The organism is Microcystis sp. M_QC_C_20170808_M9Col (assembly GCF_007095495.1).
In the GTDB taxonomy this organism is placed as follows: domain Bacteria; phylum Cyanobacteriota; class Cyanobacteriia; order Cyanobacteriales; family Microcystaceae; genus Microcystis; species Microcystis aeruginosa.
Genome location: NZ_SFBZ01000125.1, coordinates 1 through 17229, shown reverse-complemented (window position 1 = coordinate 17229; position 17229 = coordinate 1). Strand labels below are relative to the sequence as shown.

At 43.3% G+C, this 17229-nt stretch carries 14 protein-coding genes and 2 pseudogenes; 7 read left to right on the top strand and 9 right to left on the bottom strand.

Annotation, left to right across the window (positions count from 1 at the left end):
- The 3 genes and pseudogenes from EWV68_RS07700 to EWV68_RS22060 all read left to right on the top strand — a co-directional run.
- A partial coding sequence (locus tag EWV68_RS07700; RefSeq protein WP_287169388.1) for a bluetail domain-containing putative surface protein occupies window positions 1-318 on the top strand: 318 nt, incomplete at its 5' end.
- A gap of 201 nt (window positions 319-519) precedes the next feature.
- A complete protein-coding gene (locus tag EWV68_RS07695) occupies window positions 520-1494 on the top strand; it encodes a DUF4351 domain-containing protein (protein WP_002785426.1) in 975 nt (324 codons plus the stop codon).
- Window positions 1495-1514: 20 nt separating this feature from the next.
- Window positions 1515-1616, top strand: a pseudogene (locus EWV68_RS22060) (bluetail domain-containing putative surface protein); the annotation flags it as partial.
- A gap of 5 nt (window positions 1617-1621) precedes the next feature.
- On the opposite strand, the gene EWV68_RS07690 reads toward EWV68_RS22060, so the two are convergent.
- From EWV68_RS07690 to EWV68_RS07650, 9 genes are all read right to left on the bottom strand, one after another.
- Window positions 1622-2401 (bottom strand): HNH endonuclease, encoded by a 780-nt coding sequence (locus EWV68_RS07690; protein ID WP_287169387.1) that lies wholly within the window; start codon window positions 2399-2401, stop codon window positions 1622-1624.
- Window positions 2402-2441: 40 nt separating this feature from the next.
- Window positions 2442-3527 carry an alanine dehydrogenase gene (ald, locus tag EWV68_RS07685; protein ID WP_287169386.1) on the bottom strand — a complete coding sequence of 362 codons (1086 nt, stop codon included), beginning with the start codon at window positions 3525-3527 and terminating at the stop codon, window positions 2442-2444.
- Window positions 3528-3824: 297 nt separating this feature from the next.
- Entirely contained in the window at window positions 3825-4127 is a 303-nt protein-coding gene (locus tag EWV68_RS07680) for a DUF3181 family protein (RefSeq protein ID WP_002761852.1), read from the bottom strand.
- On the bottom strand, window positions 4120-4374 hold the full coding sequence (locus EWV68_RS07675; protein WP_002761850.1) for a hypothetical protein: 255 nt from the start codon (window positions 4372-4374) through the stop codon (window positions 4120-4122). Before EWV68_RS07675 ends, EWV68_RS07680 begins: the two co-directional genes overlap by 8 nt.
- Window positions 4375-4482: 108 nt before the next feature.
- On the bottom strand, window positions 4483-6351 hold the full coding sequence (locus EWV68_RS07670; protein WP_287169385.1) for a cation:proton antiporter: 1869 nt from the start codon (window positions 6349-6351) through the stop codon (window positions 4483-4485).
- 157 nt (window positions 6352-6508) lie between these two features.
- On the bottom strand, window positions 6509-7237 hold the full coding sequence (locus EWV68_RS07665) for a PEP-CTERM sorting domain-containing protein (RefSeq protein ID WP_287169384.1): 729 nt from the start codon (window positions 7235-7237) through the stop codon (window positions 6509-6511).
- Window positions 7238-7406: 169 nt separating this feature from the next.
- The gene (locus tag EWV68_RS07660; RefSeq protein WP_287169383.1) at window positions 7407-7520 is read right to left on the bottom strand and encodes a PEP-CTERM sorting domain-containing protein; all 114 of its coding nucleotides are present in this window, start codon (window positions 7518-7520) and stop codon (window positions 7407-7409) included.
- Window positions 7521-7580: 60 nt separating this feature from the next.
- The gene (pta, locus tag EWV68_RS07655) at window positions 7581-9677 is read right to left on the bottom strand and encodes a phosphate acetyltransferase (RefSeq protein WP_287169381.1); all 2097 of its coding nucleotides are present in this window, start codon (window positions 9675-9677) and stop codon (window positions 7581-7583) included.
- A 439-nt stretch (window positions 9678-10116) separates the two neighbouring features.
- The gene (locus tag EWV68_RS07650; protein ID WP_061431519.1) at window positions 10117-11913 is read right to left on the bottom strand and encodes an N-acetylmuramoyl-L-alanine amidase family protein; all 1797 of its coding nucleotides are present in this window, start codon (window positions 11911-11913) and stop codon (window positions 10117-10119) included.
- Window positions 11914-12222: 309 nt separating this feature from the next.
- Here EWV68_RS07650 and EWV68_RS07645 point away from each other — a divergent pair, with 309 nt between their 5' ends.
- The 4 genes and pseudogenes from EWV68_RS07645 to EWV68_RS07630 form a co-directional block, all read left to right on the top strand.
- Complete coding sequence (locus EWV68_RS07645) at window positions 12223-12657, top strand: peroxiredoxin (protein WP_061431517.1); 435 nt, start codon at window positions 12223-12225, stop codon at window positions 12655-12657.
- Window positions 12658-12973: 316 nt separating this feature from the next.
- Window positions 12974-13978, top strand: coding sequence for a glycoside hydrolase family 10-like protein (locus tag EWV68_RS07640; RefSeq protein ID WP_287169380.1), 1005 nt, complete (start codon window positions 12974-12976; stop codon window positions 13976-13978).
- Between the two features lie 263 nt (window positions 13979-14241).
- Window positions 14242-14610 carry a type I restriction enzyme HsdR N-terminal domain-containing protein gene (locus tag EWV68_RS07635; RefSeq protein WP_287169379.1) on the top strand — a complete coding sequence of 123 codons (369 nt, stop codon included), beginning with the start codon at window positions 14242-14244 and terminating at the stop codon, window positions 14608-14610.
- Window positions 14579-16609: pseudogene (locus tag EWV68_RS07630) on the top strand (HsdM family class I SAM-dependent methyltransferase); the annotation flags it as partial. The gene EWV68_RS07635 and the pseudogene EWV68_RS07630, both read left to right, overlap by 32 nt.
- Window positions 16610-17229: the final 620 nt, after the last annotated feature.

The following is a 17229-nucleotide window of genomic DNA, read 5'->3' as shown; positions in this document are numbered from 1 at the left end:
GACCTGCTCAGTCAAGCTGGTGGGGCCATTAATGCCCCTCTCGCTTTTACCCGGGCAACAGATAGCACCACGACCAATATTAACACCATTGTTACTAACGTCTTTACCGATGCTAATGGCGCAACAGCCGGAAATCAAGCTCTCGGGATGAACAGTGCTGCTTTAGTGCGGGTTGCTAATACTACTACCACTTACCTAATTATCAACGACGGTACAGCAGGCTTCCAAAGTGCTAATGATTTGGTGATTAATCTGACTGGGTTAACGGGTACTTTACCGGCGCTCGGCACTATTGCAGTCAATAGTTTCTTTGTCTAAATTGATGGGGGGGATTCTTAAATCGAGTTCCCCCATTCACCAGTCATCAACTCATCGGCTCTGACAGGCGATCGCCATTGGTGTGAGTTTCAAACGTAAGCGTCAAAGTTGATCACAGGGAAGGAAATGGCGATCGCAGTGGGAGGCGGTCACTATGGCGTAAACTCAAGGGGGATTAGTGCAATCAGTAACGTTTAGTTCATGACCAATGCACCTGACGACTACGATAGTCCTTGGAAAACGGCTCTGGTGCGGTATTTCCAGGAATTTCTGGCGTTTTACTTTCCGGCGGCTTATGAGTCCATTGATTGGACATTCCCCCATAGGTTTCTGGAGCAAGAACTGGCCCAAATTGTGGCAGATGCGGAATTAGGGCGGCGACGGGTGGACTGTTTGGTAGAAGTGACCCTGACCACGGCCAAGCAGGAATGGGTTTATATTCATGTGGAGGTTCAGGGGCGACCGAATAGAACCTTTGCTGAACGGTTGTTTATTTACAACTATCGGCTTTATGACCGTTACCGTCGCCCGGTTGCAACCTTAGCCGTGTTAGCAGATACAAATCCAAGCTGGCGACCCCAGGGATTCAGCTACGACTTGCTTGGTAGTCGGACAAGCATTGAATTTGCGACAGTAAAAATTCTTGACTACGCCAACTGTCTCAATGCTTTGCTAGACAATCCCAACCCTTTTGCCCTGGTGACTGCGGCCCATTTATTAACCCAACAAACCCGCAATAATCCGTCAGGGCGCTATGACGCCAAGTGGCAGTTGGCTCGATTACTATATGAGAGGGATTGGGATAAGCAACGGATTCTTGATTTGTTTGGCATTATCGACTGGTTAATGAAGTTGCCCCAAGACTTGGAGAAACAACTGTGGACGTCCATTCAAAATTTGGAGAAAAATAAAGCCATGCCCTATGTCTTATCGGTAGAACGTATTGCCCGTCAAGAAGGTCGTCAAGAAGGTCGCCAGGAGGGTCGTCAGGAGGGGCTTCTCGAAGGAGAATCTCTGCTGATTGTGCGACAGTTGTCAAAACGATTTGGTACCCTGAGTCCGGATGTGGTGGCCCAGATTCGTGGGCTGACGGCGTCGCAATTAGAACAGTTGGGGGAGGCTCTCTTGGATTTTCAATCCTTGGCGGATTTGGATAACTGTTTGGATTCCCTTTAAATTCAGGTTTGTTAAGCGACCAGTTTAGTCAGTCCACTGCCGCAGCCCTAGACCGAGTTACGGATTTTGCTATTGGTACTGATAAAATTGACCTGCTTAGTCAAGCTGGTGCGGCAATATCGTACTTTTAGCCCTGAAATATATGATAGCGATGATAGTTTAAAAAATCTAAATCTGGTGAAAAGCGAGCGGGAACATTTAAAGTTTTACCGCGATAGTTGATAAAATTTAGTGCTAACGTCTCGCTACCTTGATCCTGAGCCTTTTTTTCGATCTCATGGCCAATAATTAATCTTAAATCCTCATCGAAACTAATTAAACCTCGATCGAAAGCAGTATCATGAGTACGAGCTAGGCACAGGCCATTATGAGGGTTTAAACGCTGTTCAGGAAATTGACTCCAGGGTAATATATGACTAGCTGTTAGTAACAGCGGAATGGGATTTCCTGTAATACAGCAACGATAGTTATATAATGCTAAAATTGTCTTTCTAAAAAAGTTTTGTCCGATTCTAACTTTTCTGATTGCCTCGGTTTCTGTTTTGATATTTTCCGAAAAATCAAGTCTGGTAAAATCCTCTTGCTGTTCGTTGATAACTCCTAAAAGAACTTGTAATTTTTCCTCACTTTCTAGGGCTAATTCTGTCCAGTTATCCTCGAACTCCTGCCAGATTTGTCGATCAGCTTTACTGATACCTTTTAACCCCTGTACTCCTCGCAATTGATGCCTGGGATCGAGAGAACCAAAATTACATAATTTCATCACCAGGGCCGATGGTGTTCGCTGTAACTTTTCAGCGACTTCGATAATAACAGGATTATTGGTGTGGAATTGTCCATAGGGAAATTTATAGTATAAATTGAGAGCGATCAGCAGCTCATCCCTTGTCCATAAATTCTTATTCATAACCCCTAGAAAATACCACCATCAGCCCTTAAATTACTGCTCAAATCAAATCGGGAAAAACTTCGCGCACTGCTGGATGAATTAACCGATGATTGGCGACATTTAACCCCTTAGCGAGGGAAACATCTTGATCCAAAGCTTTTACCCCATGGTTGGCTAATTTAATAACGTAGGGTAGGGTACTATTATTTAAAGCTTGGGTTGCCGTCCAGGGTACTGCTCCAGGCATATTAGGCACTCCATAATGTACTACTCCCGACTCCAAGTAAGTCGGTTGACTGTGGGAAGTGGCCCGCAGGGTTTCCACGCAGCCCCCTTGGTCCACTGCCACATCGACAATTACAGAACCAGGGGTCATTTTGGCGACTAAAGAGCGAGAAACCAGAGTCGGCGCTCGTTTTCCTAAGACTAGCACTGCCCCAATCAATAAATCGGCCTTAGGAACCACATTTTCTAATTGTGCCGGGCTACTATAAAGCAATTCTACCCTGGAACCGAATAAAGTCTCTAAATAGGCCAAGCGCTCGACGTTAATATCTAAAATAGTTACTTTTGCCCCCATACCGATGGCAATTCTGGCCGCTTCCGTACCCACCACACCACCGCCAAGGATAACCACTTGTCCAGGACTCACCCCGGGGAAACCCCCCAGTAAAACTCCCCTACCTCCCTGTTGTTTTTCCAGATAGCGGGCCCCAAATTGCACCGAAAGACGACCGGCAATAACACTCATGGGAGTCAAGAGAGGCAAACGACCATCGGCAAGCTCGACCGTTTCATAAGCGATCGCAGTTGTTCCCGACTCGATTAATGCTTCTGTTAAATAGCGCTCGGCCGCTAGGTGTAAATAGGTGAATAGGAGAGCTTCTTTATTTAAAAAGCCGTATTCTGCCTTAAGCGGCTCTTTTACCTTGACAACTAGCGGTTTATCCCAAACTTGGGCCGCTTTTTCCACAATTTTGGCCCCGGCTTTTTGGTAATCCTCATCGCTGAATCCGGCACCCAATCCGGCGGCCGTTTCCACAAATACCCTATGACCGCGATCATTGAGTACACGCACACTACTGGGACTTAAACCGACGCGAAACTCTTGATCTTTAATCTCTTTGGGAACACCTATTTCCATGGTTTGCTTCTGGGGGACTATTTCTAACTAGGGTATGCTGAAAAAGTTTTTCGGTGGGTGTGGGGTGTGGGGTGTGGGGTGTGGGGTGTGGGGTGTGGGGAAGTGGGGAAGTGGGGAAGTGGGGAAGTGGGGTGTGGGGTGTGGGGTGTGGGGTGTAGGGTTTTAGCCATTTTCAGGGGAAAAGTGCCTGAATTTTCCCCCAGATCACTCCAAGGGCTAGTACTTATCGAACAATGTTTTTAGATTTATTCAGCCAACCCTATAGTTGCGAGTTATCAGGCATACTATTGGGGAATTTTAGCGACTTTTTTGGTATTCTTCTAGCAAATCGATTAAATCTATCTGACATTTGCTGGGTAACAAATCCGCTAGAGAAACTTGCAGATGACCACCTCCGAGGGTGACTTTTATCTCCCGCAGGATAGACATGACTGCATTCTCGCTTAAGCTGTCGTTTTCGAGCAAAGGGAAGACTTTTTCGGCAACGACGCTGTGTAAATGTGCTTCCCGGAGATAGAGATGCCATTTAGCCACGTCAATGTAGATATTGTCGCCGATTTGGGCCGCCAGATTTTCGATGTCCTGAGTTGTGTTAGCCATGGGATGTTACCGAGTAGTTAGCGATCGCCGCTATATAAATCAAATGTCCCACCAATAGGATAGCCCAAATTCCCGTGAACAGATTTAACCAAGTCCAATCGGAGAATTTAATGATATGAAAGAACCACAACCCTGAATTAATCGCCAAAAAACCAGCCACATGAACGGCGAAATTCATGCGATCATCTAAACGTCGGAAAGCGGGATCGTTTTTGCGATCGGGTTGACGTGGCCAACGAGGAGGCATAAGCAGTTATCAGCTATCAATTATCAGTTATCAGTGTACCGTTTTTTTTAGCTAAGTTAAGTTGCCAGAGTGCCTATCCTCACCAAGAAGTTAATTTTGTCCTATTACTTATCTACTGGTGGCGATTTCCACTTCGGGTAAGATTTCTAAAGATAAACGGGTTTTGACAGTGCCGGAAAGACGTTTAAGCAGTTGTGGGCGTAAATCGCGCAGAATATAGATTAATTCGTCTCCTTTGCGCCATTCTTCCCTTTCTGTTACTACCTGTAGGGAATTATCGCGACGCAATAGTAGGGGCAGCAGTTCGCCATTTTCGATTAATTTAGTTAATCTGGTCTGTTGTTCGCTCAAATCATTGCCTTTAAAGATAGTTTTACCCAATTTAATCTGATTATCGTCTAAATACTGATTCCATTCCTTGACCGAAAAACTAGGGAGAAAAACCTGATTAACCTTATTTTTATCTGGGTTAGGGGTTCCCGCAAAGGCAGCCAACACCCGGGGGGGATGAAACTCCTCGCCGGCTCTTTGGGCTAAAACCAGATTAACCTCGCTATTATTAGTCAAAACCAGAAAAGTTCCCATGGATTCGATTCCCGCTTGTTGCAGTATTTTTGTATCAAGTGCGCTACTCTGCAGCACCGTCAAACCGTCTTCTTTTGCTTGCTGACAGGCTGCGGCATCCGTATCGATTAAAACCACGGTTTCTCCTTGTTCTTGGAATAAACAACCGATTAAGCGACCTAGGGGATTACAACCGACGATTACTGCCCCTGTTGCCGCATAAGAAGTGATTTTTAGCCCTTTTGCCACCCACCGCGCCGTTAATCCCTGAATAAAAACGGTCATTAAAATTGTTAAAAAGACTAAAGCTTTGATCGCTTCACCGCCATTAATACCGGCACGGGTGAGTAAAATGGCAAATAAAGAAGCTACGGAAGCGGAAACGATTCCCCTAGGGGCAACCCAAGCGATAAATAACTTATGTCGCCAATTTAGATCACTTTTTAGGGTACACAGAGCCACACTCAGGGGACGCACCACCAGCATCAAGACTAACACCGTTAGGACGCTGCCCCAACCCAAAGCGATGACACTGGCGATCGAAAGATCCGCCGCTAGTAAAATAAACAGTACCGACACGCAAAGAGTCGTTAATTGACCCTTAAAACGCCTTAATAACCGCTCATCGGGAACTGCCGCCGCTTTTAGGACGATTCCCGCCATTACCACCGCCATTAACCCCGATTCACTGCGACTAAATTGCGATAAACCAAATAACCCCCAGACTCCCGCTAAAACCACGAGATTCTTTAACTCAAAAGTCAAAAAATTGCAAGTTTTTATAATAAAACTTAACAATCCTCCTCCAGCAATGCCGATCGCCGCCCCGATGCCTAAACGCAGGGTTAAACCGGTGATGATTTCCATGGGGCGGGCATGACTATCAATAATCGTATTTAGCACCACTACGGCTAAAATTGCGCCCACAGGGTCGATTAATACCCCTTCCCCTTCCAAAAGCGTCGCCACCCGTCGATCTACGGCTACTTGCTTCAGCAAAGGCCCGATCACTGTCGGACCAGTTACCACCACTAAAGAAGCGTAAAGAAATGCGATCGGCCAGGGAAATTCCCCCAACCAGTGGGCTGCCATACCGCCACCGATGAGAGTGATGGAAGTACCGAGGGTGACAAGGTTGCGTAAACTGCCAGAAACTCGCCCTAATTCCCGTCCGCTTAGGCTTAAACCGCCTTCAAATAGGATAATCGCCACAGAGAGAGCAACAAGGACTTCTAAGCCAATTCCCAGACTTTGGGGGTGTAAAATTTCCCAACCATCGGACCCTAAAGCAATCCCAAAAATAAGCAGGAAGACGATACTGGGAACTTTCAGGTATTCGGCAATGACTTGGGCTGTAATCCCCGCCACCACAGTGATGACAATTTGCAGAGTAAGGGCGAAAGATGGATCCATGTTTAGCGATCGGTTATCGGCTATCGAGGCGGGGTTATGGTTGGGGTTTCATGATTCTAATTATAGTTTTGATTCCCGCTTCGGCCCGGTCGGGAGGAAATAAGCATAACAAGCTCCAGAAAACGGGTTTCTCAAAGAAACCCGTTTTCTATGGCAATTAAGCCTTATCACTGTCTGGCTTTGGCTTTAACTGGCGTTTAACCAAGGCACCCAGGCCTAATAAGCCTAACCCTAAAACGGTACTGGGTTCAGGGGTGGAAGCAGCAGCAGACTGTCCAAAGGTGAGATTGTCAATAATGGGACTCCAAAACTGACTTTGTTGGGTTAGTTCAATTTTACCAATACCTGCTATATCTTGGTATCCGAAAAAGACAGGAACACCAGTACCCGCAAGACCAATGGGGGAAATAGTATCTAAGACCGTCGAATCATCAGTACCAAAAATAGTGACAGTCGCTGTATCACCAAATCCCGTGAAAGCACGCAAGTCAAGGCCAAAGGCATTAACTGGTACGCTAAAGTCAATGTTCATCGGTTTGCCAGCAACTAGCTCTTTAGAAGGAGAACCAAAATAATTTGCTCCATTCCACTGAAGGACAGAAGAGCCGGCAACAAACGTGACACCGTTAACCACTAACCCTGGACCTTGACCATTAACCACAGTAGAGGAATCTAATGTTGCTTGCAGCGGTCGAGCATCACCATCAGGCACATTGTAGTTTTCAAAGTTTTCAGTGACTCCTGACCCTCCTAGAATAGTATTTAACTGAGTGCGGTCGCTGATGATAGTTCCAGCAGAAACCCGATGGATACCAAAAGTCATGGTAGCTGCGAAAACTGCGCTAGTAGCTAAGGAAATTTGTTTCAGTGAAGTTGTGGTATTCATTGACAATTTTGGAGAAATTTTACCAAAAAGCATATCACCCCCCCGATTTTGTCAAGTATCGCTGTTTTTCTCGATTTTATACGGTTTTATCTATGTTTTTCATCTCCAGAAAACGGGTTTCTCAAAGAAACCCGTTTTCTATGGCACGGATTGGGGAACCAAGTCCTGTCTAATTCAAATGGAGCTTAAATGCCGCTGCCGTTCCCAGTAAGCCTAAAGCCAGCAACCCTAAGCCAGAACTTGGCTCAGGAACAGAAACGGGAGCAATGAGTGCCTCTTGCATGAGTGCCTGTCCTTATAAGTAGCATTATGCTCAACGGATTTAGTATGAAATGACGATAAATCAAAAATATTGGGATTGAATTGCTGTGATTACCACCGTATTGATAATATCGGGAACGGTACAACCGCGACTGAGATCATTGACGGGTTTTTTTAATCCCTGTAGGATTGGACCAATCGCTAAAGCTTTCGTTTCCCGCTGCACGGCTTTATAAGTATTATTCCCTGTATTCAGGTCAGGAAAAATAAACACCGTTGCTTGGCCCGCTACCTCTGACCCCGGCATTTTTTGGGCGGCTACTTCCCTATCCACGGCCGCATCGTACTGAATTGGGCCTTCTAGCTTCAAATCGGGGCGTTTTTCCCTAGCGATTTTGGTCGCTTGTCGTACTTTTTCCACGTCTTCTCCCTGGCCCGATTGACCCGAAGAATAGGAAAGCAGGGCGATTCGCGGTTCAATTCCGAATTTTTGGGCAGTTTCAGCAGAAGATAGGGCGATTTCGGCTAATTCCTCGGCGCTAGGGTCGGGATTGACCGCACAATCCCCATAAACCAAGACTCGATCCTCTAGACACATAAAAAAGACCGAGGAGACGATCGCACAATCGGGCTTAGTTTTGATAATCTGGAGTGCAGGCCGAATCGTGTGTTGAGTGGTATGCACTGCCCCCGATACCATACCATCAGCATCGCCTTGATACACCATTAAAGTGCCAAAATAGGAGACATCCTGTGCATAATCCCGGGCCATGTCGAGATTCATTCCCTTGGCTTTTCTCGCTTCGTAGAGGGTCTGCACATAGCTTTCAAAATGGGGACTAGCCACGGGGTTAATAATTTGCAAGCGATCGAGATCGAGAGTGATACCATGTTTTTTAATCACCATTTCGATCTCGTCCGGTTGTCCCAAGAGGGTTAAATCGACGATATCCTGTTCGATTAAAACTGTGGCTGCCTGGAGGATGCGCGGTTCAGTCCCTTCGGCCAAAACGATGTGACGTTTTTGCGCTTTGGCCTGTTGTACGAGATTATAGGTGAACATCTTCGGGGTAATCCCCTGGGTCCGCAAAGTGTGAATTTGCGCTTCTAGGCGATCGAGATTGATGTTACTGTGAAAAAGCTGCAGACTGAGGTTAATTTTATCGTAGTCCGTCGAGGTCAGGGTGGTTCGCACATCGTGGATGCGTTCGGCCGTGGTGTAGGTATCGGTGGTGACGGAGAGAATCGGTAAGGGATCGGGCAAACCTTCAATTAAACGGGCGATCGAAGGATTAAGGTTATGACCTGCTGTTAAGACTATACCGGCTAATTGGGGATAATTGGCCGATTGGTGGGCTTGTAACATCCCGATAATCACATCGCCGCGATCCCAAGGGGTGATAATTAAGCTATCTTCTTTTAGCCGCTCTAGGGCATTTTGCATCTGCATGGCCACCACCAGAAAGTTACTAGCTAAACTGTCTAATCTCTGCTGTCCGTAGAGAACTTTTGCCTGTAATTGTTGGGCGATTTCTGCTACTCGCGGGCTGCTCAGTTTGGCATTATGGGGAATCACTCCTAGGGCATATTCTTGGGGGGGAAAAATTTTAGTCAGGGTTTTCCGTAATTCCTCTATTTTTTCCTCTTCAGCTTGATTGATAATAATCCCAATCACCGTACAACCTTTATCCTGGTAGGTGTCGCAGGAAATCAGGATCGGACTGAGGGCATCTTCGATACTGCGATGGTAGGCATTACCTAATATTAAGATGGGATGACCGAGATTTTTGGCAATTTCTGTATTTAGTTCAAATTCAAAGGCGGAATTTTCTTGCAGGTAATCGGAACCTTCACAGAGGATAAAATCATATTTTTTTTCTAAGTTTTTAAACTTTTTGATAATTCTTTCAATGATTTCATCAAATTTTTGTTGTACCAATAAATCCTTAACTTCTTCGTAACATAAACCGAAGGCTTCTTCGTAGGTTTGTTCTAATTTAAAATAATTGAGGATTAAGTCAATGTCTTCGTCCCGATGACCTTGGGAACAGTCGAGAACAATTGGCTGGAAAAAAGCAACTTTATTAGTTTTGCGGAGAATTAAGTCAATAATTCCTAAAGCTACTAACGCTTTACCGCTTCCCGTTGCCGTCGTGCTGATATATAAAGAGTTAGTCATGGGTAGAGAAGAATAATAACGAGGGTGGAATTTAATTCACTCACCCCAACCTTGAGGTGGGCAATTGATCCCCCCTTAATCCCCCCTTAATCCCCCCTTGATCCCCCCTTAATAAGGGGGGCTGCGAGCAAGTTGTCTATAAGGGCGTGAATTGTTGGGAAATTTTCAGGTAAACTATCTTCAGTTGTTGGCTAATCCAGAGATTTTTCTCACAGAGCGATCGCTGTTTGAATATCTACTAGGGAGTGATGGACTATACCTTGTAATCTAGCAGTTATTTTGTCCGATTGCTGTTCACTGGTAACATTTTTTCCATGAACTTGATTTAATTTCCTCAGATTAAGATAAAAACTCCAGCAAATCCTATCACCGGCTTTCCAGCTAGGGCTTGGTTTTTCATAAAGATTTAAGCTTATCTCCCTCGGATTGCCATTAAATCTTAACTGGAAGCAATTACCCCAGATTGTTGAAACCATTGGCTAATTCCGGCGGCTAAAACTTGCGCTAATTGTTTTTGTGCCTGAGTATCGGTAATCCATTCAAATTCTTGAGGATTACTCATAAATCCTAACTCTAATAACAATGAAGGACTACTATAGGGACGAGTTAAAGCTAAATTATTCCAAAATACTCCATAGGAAGGACGACTAAGATTTTTGGTTAAATAATCGTGGAGAAAAACCGATAAATCCGCTGCCTGGGGATGATACCAAAATATGCCAATTCCTTGAGTATTTAAGGCATCTCCATCATCAGGTAAAGCATTATAGTGAACCGATAGTGCTAGGGTTGGTTGCAGATTATTAATCATCTCTACTCGTGCCGGTAAAGATAAGTCGATGTCAGTTTCTCTGGTTAAATAAACTGTTGCCCCCAATTTTTCTAACTCCCGTTTAATTAATTTAGACATAAGCAAATTAATCTCTTTTTCTGTGTAACCCGTCGGACCGACAGCACCGGTTTCTTTACCTCCATGTCCGGGATCTAATAAAATAACTTTGCCCTGTAAATTATCACTTTTTTCCGGGGGATGACGCAGGGTTAAGATTAAATTTGTACCCTGGTAACGAAGACTATAACCCCACTGTTGTTTTTGATTAAGATTAAAAGTGTATTCTATTGTGGTCGGGTTAATTTGTCGCCAATCTAAACGTCTGACCAAAGGATTATCCACTAGAAAAATTGTATCGGTTTGGGCAATGGTATTATAAAGGGTCAAAATAAATTTATCATCCTCTTGTGCCACGGCGATCGGTACAGGATGGGAGAGGGGAAAAATAATTTCCGTTGCTTGATTGATACTTCGAGAAGAGAGACCGCGAATATTAGCATTATCTAGGACCTCATTAACTATTAAACGGGTTTCTCGCTCTAAAATCCAACCACCATAATCTAAGCGTAACCAATCCCCTTCTTTCCCAGTGACTCTCGCTTTCGTACCTTGGGGTAAAGGAGTTAAACGGGAATAATCACTACCCGGCCCCGTGCGCGCTACCCCTTGGGCAACTATAATTTCAATCACTGGTAAATTTTGATCGCTAATAATGTTAATTTCTCCTTGACCTGGTTGGCTAATCGAGCGATTATTTAATTGTGCTGTAAAAATAGGTTTTCCTAAGTTAGCCTCTTGCTTAAACTGCTGACAACCTCGATAGTAACCAGTTTTATCCTCGGAATTCGCTTGATTAAGATTAGTTAAAACTGCGGCATTACTAGGCAGTTTTGTGGTTTGAGGTTGGGGTAAAAGAGGTAAGATTTTATCTCCTAACTGCACAGAAACCTGAGCTTGGGGAGTGGCAATCGCACTAAAACAAATCCATTCCCCCACTAACCTCGTCTTATTGACAGAAGGACTGAGAGAGTTATCAGCAAAAGCTAATTCTTGGGGAATAATTGCTTGAGTATCTAGACGAATTATTTGACGATTAATAGTTTGGTTTTGATAGCGAATAGTGAAATTATTTTCGCCAACTTGTAGGGGAAAACTAGGGGCAAAATATCCTTTAGCACTGCGTTGAATCGGTTGATTATTAAGCAAAACTTGACCCGATGGAGGAGCAGAACCAATAAAAAAGATTTTCGAGGCCGTGGTTTGATGATTATCGGGGGGATAAACAATCATTAATGAGGTAGATTTAGCGCTGATGCTGTCATAAAAACCGATTAATAGCACTAAAACTAAACCGATTAAGATATTTTGCCCAAAAGTTCTCACTTTTAACCAGAATGTCCCCATATTATCCCCCTCTTAGCTGACAAATATTATCCTAGGACAAATTCTAGAGGTTTGTTGTTCGTCTTCTCAGTTGTACTGTATTTAAACTGCCTGTGGAAAATAGTAGTACAAACGCTCTGGCTCCTACTTCCCCACCACCCCACACCCCACACCCCACACCCCACTTCCCCACCACCCCACCACCCCACTTCCCCACTTCCCCACTTCCCCACTTCCCCACTTCCCCACTTCCCCACTTCCCCACTTCCTGTTTTTGACCCTCATCCCTTATGATCAATATAGATTAACTTTTGTAAAGGAATCGGAGTTATGGCTTTAACCGTTGGAACAATCGCACCGAACTTTACCACCACCGACGATACTGGAAAAACCGTTTCCCTGTCGGATTTTCAAGGTAAAGTCGTAGTTTTATACTTCTATCCCAAAGATGATACCCCCGGCTGCACCAAGCAAGCGCAAAGCTTCCGGGATAACTACGAACAATACCAAGACAAGGAAATAGTAGTCTTCGGGGTGAGCAGGGATGACCAAGGTTCCCATGCACAATTTAAAGAAAAATACAGTTTACCATTCCAATTGCTTGTAGATACCGATGGTGCTATCACCAAAGCTTATGATGTCGATGGGGGTGGCTATTCTAAGCGCGTCACCTATATCATCGATGCAGAAGGCAAAATTAGCCATGTGGATGACAAAGTGAATACCGCTAGTCACGCATCGGATATTCTCTGTGTAGTCGGTTAATTTTTCCTAAAATCTTTTCTGGGTGTGTTAGGGGAGCCTAATACACCAGGTATCTATTTTTTAGTTCACTGATAATCAGTTTTTAATAACCGGATTTAGTATAACTAAATAGGTCTTGCTGATGATGAACTGAATATTAAAAATCGGACTAAAATAAGTGGGTGGGTGGAATTAAATATAAGATGAACGTAGGTTGGGTTGAAGCACGAAACCCAACGCCTGCATGGGTTACGCTACCGCTAACCCATCCTACAAATAATTTGGCCTCCCTACTTAATACTATTATCAAATATCTTGGTGGGATTAATCGGCAATCATGGTTAAGTTTAGCAAGTACCTAAAGAGGTTTGGGATTGTTGCTGGAGTGGCTTTTTTGTTGTTGGTTACTCACCGAGCGGCTCCCCGAAAGGCAGTGGAAAATGAGCAGATGAAGGGGGTTTGGTTAACCAATATTGGCACGATATTGTTACATCACACTACGTCCTTAGACGAGGTGTTAAATCATCTTTCGCGATCGGGTTATGACCGGGTGTATTTTAGTGTTTATGGGTTTAGGGGAACGCTTTATCCGACTTCCCAACGTCCGACGAATTGGTTGTTTGTGCCGCCGTTGAGCAATCCCTGGAGGGCAGCGGTTAAGGAGTCTTTACGGCAGGGTTTGAAACCATTTGCTTGGTTTGAGTATGGTTTGATGTTATCCCCTAAGGATCCCATTGCCAAAAAGCATCCGGATTGGCTATTAAAAACGCCCGCAGGGAAGACGGTGGTGGAAACCAATGTCTGGTTAGATCCGGCGAATCCGCAGGTACAAGCCTATCTTTTGGGGAATATGGAAGATATTTTAAAAGAAAAAGATTTGGCGGGGATTCAGTTAGATGATCATTGGGCGGTTCCGCGTGTTTTTGGTAATAAAAGTCAAGCTTTAACGAATTTAACCCGCAAGTTGCACGATCATGTCAAGGCGATTAATCCCAAGTTGGTGGTGAGTCTTTCGCCTAATCCTCACTCTTTTGCGGTGAATAAATATAATCAAAATTGGTTGGCTTGGGTGCGTCAAGGGATTGTGGATGAGGTGGTCTTACAGATCTATCGGAAAACTCCCAATCAGGTGGCGGCAAGTCTTTCGGGATCGGGACTGGCGACAGCTTCCCGGTATGTGCCGGTGGGGGTGGGTTTATATGCGGGTTGGAATCCTGATTTTTCCTTAAAGGGTTTACAAGCTCAGGTGAGGACGGTGGAGCGTCAGGGTTATGGCTATTCGTTATTTTGTTGGGAGTTTGTCGTCATGCGTCATCTTTTTAATCATATTCCTCGGTTTTAAGTAGGTAGGCGTTAAAAATTATCAGATGCCCCCCTTATTAAGGGGGGATTAAAGGGGGGACTAAGGGGGGATCGGCACCCCCCTTATCAAGGGGGGATCAAGGGGGGATTAAAGGCAAAATCCATTTTTAATTTAATTATAACCAGCTACTTAACGGGCTAAACAATCAAGATGCTCAAGTTCACTTTTTTTGGGTTGTCTGAAATACCCTGTTAATATTATAATTTCTCTATCTCAGTAAATGAATCGGCCATCAGACGCTTATGAGTTTAATTCAAGAAGGAATAAAAAAAGGCTTAATTAAGTTAGATGATGAGCAGAAATATATTACCTATATTAATCAAAATAAAAAGCGAAATTATAGCAATCATGAAGAACAGGTACAAGCTGAGACTTTTTTAAAGTTAGTTTTGACCTATGGTTATGATCAAAAGCGGATTCGGTTATTTGTTCCTGTAGTAATGGGATCATCGACCAAAGAAGCGGATATTATTGTTTATAATGATGATGGGCATAAATCCCCTCATATCGTTGTTGAATGTAAAAAACAAGAGGTTTCAGAATTAGAATTTACTCAGGCAGTAGAACAGGGTTTTAGTTATGCGTCTGTGTGGAAACGAAATCTATACTAATAGTTTCTTCCGCAAAATAGTCTTAAAAGTCTGGTCCGGTAAGCATTTTGCTTTCCATAAGCCAAAATTATCACACAAAGTCGAGAAGAGCCCGGAAGGAGCGAAATATGTTTGGATAACTTCCGGTATTAAAGATGAATATTATCAAGTACCAACAGAAAAGCCAAAGGAAAGAATTACTATCACTGATGTTCCACAATCGGGAGTGGAAACATTAGCGCGTTTTAAATATGCTAAAGGTGGTGGTATTTCTAATGGACAAAAGTTATTTGAGTTAACAGTAGTTACAGAGGATGAGTTAACCCGTCGTTTTAAGCAGGCTCATCAATCCTTATGGGGAGGGGGAGAGTTGAATCCCTCGGAAGCTTTTGACGAGTTAGATAAGCTAATTTTTTGTAAAATTTGGGATGAAAAGAAAGCTCGCAAGGTAGGGGAACCCTACGATTTTCAGGTCTTTAGTGTTGCACCTAAAGCTAATGAAAAAGAGGAGGAAAGAAAACAACGGGAAAATAAGCAATTAAGTGAGCGCATTAAGGCTTTATATGAAGAAGGCCGTCGAGCAGATGCAGAAGTTTTTAAAGATGATATTCGCTTAAGTCCAGAGAAGTTGCGGACGGTGGTGGGTTATTTGGAAAGTATTAATTTAGGCGAAACAGACTTAGATAGTAAGGGTCGAGCTTTTGAGACGTTTATGGGGTCATTTTTTCGCGGAGATTTTGGGCAGTATTTTACACCTCGACCAATTGTTAAGTTTATTGTGGATGTGCTACCCATCCAGCACAATTCTTTAGTTTTAGACACATCTTGTGGAAGCGGTGGTTTTCTGCTTCATGCGTTAGAGAAGGTTCGTAAGGAGGCCAATGAATATTATCCCAATTATCAAACGGATCCGAAAGAATATAACAAACATTATCAGCATTGGCATAATTTTGCTCAGAGTAATTTGTTTGGCATTGAAATTAATGAACAGATTGCTCGGGTTGCCAAAATGAATATGATTATCCATGATGATGGTCATACCAATGTAATTGCGGCGGATGGTTTACGCGATAGCGAAGATTTAATTAAACGGACAGAAAATAAAGGCTTTACATATAATCGCTTTGATTTTGTTATTACTAATCCGCCTTTTGGTTCGGTTATTAAACAAACGGAACAGGCTTATATATCCCAATATAGCTTTGCGATGAAGGCGGTAGATTGGTTAAATCCTAAAAGTAGGACAACGGAGCGGGATAGCCAAAGTACAGAAGTTTTATTTCTTGAGCAATGTCATCGTTTTTTAAAGGAAGGTGGCTATTTAGCGATGGTGGTTCCTGATGGTATTTTGACTAATTCAAGTTTGCAGTATGTGAGGGAGGGAATCGAGGAAAAATATCGCATTGTGGCGGTGGTTTCGATGCCTCAGACGGCTTTTTCTGCAACGGGAGCGGGGGTTAAAAGTTCGGTTTTATTTTTGAAAAAGCATTCGCAAGCAGTAACGGAAAGTATTCAACAGGCTAAACTGACTTTACAGGATCAAATTAAGCAAGGCAATGATTATTTAAAGTTATTGGATAAGATTGAAAATAATAAGAAGCGGCATTTAAAGGAGTTACGAGGTTTTGATAATGCTCAAAATTTGTCCGGTAAAGCGTTGACGGATTCGGAGCTTTATAAGGAGTGGAAAAAGTCGGTGACGGCGGAATATAATGACCAAATTGAGGCTTTAAAGGAGTCTTTGATTGATCAGTATGGGGAGGAAAAGCAAAAGGTAATCGAAGATTATCCGATTTTTATGGCAATTGCCGAAGATATTGGTTATGATGCAACGGGTAAATCAACTAATAATAATGAGTTAGATTTTATTGGTCGGGAGCTTGCGCGGTTTATTGAGTCGATAGAGTCAGGTAAGGATGGTTTTTTTTTAGGTCTTGATGTGGATAAAGATAAAATTTTTCTGGTTAATTTAAAGGAACTAGAAGGGCGGCTTGATCCATTTTGTTATATTCCTGAGCTTGTTAAATTAGATAAAAAAGTTAAAGCAAAAACTCAATATCGTTTACGGCACTTTTCTAAGTATCATTCAAGTGGAGCTACTCCCAGTAAAAGCGAAAATAGTTATTATTCTGATGCTGAGAATGGCATTCCATTTGTGCGTGTGCAAAATTTATCAGTGACAGGAGAGCTAGATCAAACTGATTTAGTTTATATCTCTAGGGAAATTCACGAAAGCTTATTAAAAAGAAGTCAAATAAGAGAAGGAGATTTATTAGTAAAAATTACTGGCGTTGGAAGGATGGCTATTGCCTCTGTTGTCCCCCAAAATTTTGAAGGTAATATAAATCAGCATATTGTTGTTATTCGTACTGGTTCTAAGGAAATTAGCGAGAATTTAGCGGCTTTTTTAAACTTAGATACAGTAGAAAAACTTGCTTCAAAAAGAGCAACAGGTGGTACTCGTCCTGCTTTAGATTATCCTGCTTTATTTTCCATTCCTATTATCAGTGATCAAAGAATATATGGCTCTTCGTTACCCTTTATGCTAAATCAACATACAAGATGCCAAGATAACATACTTCTAACCCAAAAATTCCGAAAGTTTCTAAAGCCATAGCCTCTCCGTTTTATTAGTTTAAG

Bases quoted from the DNA above. Each gene is read 5' to 3' on its own strand.
- EWV68_RS07695 (WP_002785426.1), top strand. From the start codon at position 520: ATGACCAATGCACCTGACGACTACGATAGTCCTTGGAAAACGGCTCTG.
- EWV68_RS07690 (WP_287169387.1), bottom strand. From the start codon at position 2,401: ATGAATAAGAATTTATGGACAAGGGATGAGCTGCTGATCGCTCTCAAT.
- ald (WP_287169386.1), bottom strand. From the start codon at position 3,527: ATGGAAATAGGTGTTCCCAAAGAGATTAAAGATCAAGAGTTTCGCGTC.
- EWV68_RS07680 (WP_002761852.1), bottom strand. From the start codon at position 4,127: ATGGCTAACACAACTCAGGACATCGAAAATCTGGCGGCCCAAATCGGC.
- EWV68_RS07675 (WP_002761850.1), bottom strand. From the start codon at position 4,374: ATGCCTCCTCGTTGGCCACGTCAACCCGATCGCAAAAACGATCCCGCT.
- EWV68_RS07670 (WP_287169385.1), bottom strand. From the start codon at position 6,351: ATGGATCCATCTTTCGCCCTTACTCTGCAAATTGTCATCACTGTGGTG.
- EWV68_RS07665 (WP_287169384.1), bottom strand. From the start codon at position 7,237: ATGAATACCACAACTTCACTGAAACAAATTTCCTTAGCTACTAGCGCA.
- EWV68_RS07660 (WP_287169383.1), bottom strand. From the start codon at position 7,520: ATGCAAGAGGCACTCATTGCTCCCGTTTCTGTTCCTGAGCCAAGTTCT.
- pta (WP_287169381.1), bottom strand. From the start codon at position 9,677: ATGACTAACTCTTTATATATCAGCACGACGGCAACGGGAAGCGGTAAA.
- EWV68_RS07650 (WP_061431519.1), bottom strand. From the start codon at position 11,913: ATGGGGACATTCTGGTTAAAAGTGAGAACTTTTGGGCAAAATATCTTA.
- EWV68_RS07645 (WP_061431517.1), top strand. From the start codon at position 12,223: ATGGCTTTAACCGTTGGAACAATCGCACCGAACTTTACCACCACCGAC.
- EWV68_RS07640 (WP_287169380.1), top strand. From the start codon at position 12,974: ATGGTTAAGTTTAGCAAGTACCTAAAGAGGTTTGGGATTGTTGCTGGA.
- EWV68_RS07635 (WP_287169379.1), top strand. From the start codon at position 14,242: ATGAGTTTAATTCAAGAAGGAATAAAAAAAGGCTTAATTAAGTTAGAT.